This is a genomic window from Milkweed yellows phytoplasma str. MW1 (assembly GCF_000309485.1).
Lineage (GTDB): Bacteria > Bacillota_I > Bacilli_A > Acholeplasmatales > Acholeplasmataceae > Phytoplasma.
Map to the genome: position 1 here is coordinate 1 of NZ_AKIL01000153.1, position 537 is coordinate 537.

General features: G+C 41.3%; 4 tRNA genes. All 4 read left to right on the forward strand.

What is annotated here, in order from left to right:
* The first annotated feature begins 75 nt into the window (after positions 1–75).
* Positions 76–151: transfer RNA gene (locus RI76_RS02730), tRNA-His, on the forward strand.
* 29 nt (positions 152–180) lie between these two features.
* Positions 181–255 (forward strand) — tRNA-Gln (locus RI76_RS02735).
* A 38-nt stretch (positions 256–293) separates the two neighbouring features.
* Positions 294–376 (forward strand) — tRNA-Leu (locus RI76_RS02740).
* Between the two features lie 34 nt (positions 377–410).
* Positions 411–485: transfer RNA gene (locus RI76_RS02745), tRNA-Trp, on the forward strand.
* Positions 486–537: the final 52 nt, after the last annotated feature.

Below are 537 nucleotides of genomic sequence, written 5' to 3' on the forward strand. Positions count from 1 at the left end.
TATTTTTTTTAAAAAATCATGTATAATAATAAATGTTGTTATTTGATACATTATTTTTGTAGATGTATTTTTATGGCGGTTGTGGCGAAGTGGGTAACGCAGCGGCTTGTGGAGCCGACACGTGTGGGTTCGATTCCCATCAGCCGCCCCAATTTATTATTTTATCTTTATATCTTTTGTAGGCCCATAGCCAAGTGGTAAGGCAACGGACTTTGACTCCGTCATTCGTTGGTTCAAATCCAGCTGGGCCTGCCAACGCTAACAACATAAATGCGACAACTTTAAATTAATCTGCGGGTGTGGCGGAATGGAAGACGCACTAGACTTAGGATCTAGCGCTTTTGGCGTGCAGGTTCAAGTCCTGTCACCCGTACCATTAATATTAAAAATTATTATTTTAAAATATTTTAAGGGATATGATGTCAACGGTAGCATAACGGTCTCCAAAACCGCTTGTTCGGGTTCGAATCCTGATATCCCTGCCATTTAAATAGATCGGAAGAGCGGTTCAGCAGGAATGCCGAGACCGATATCGTA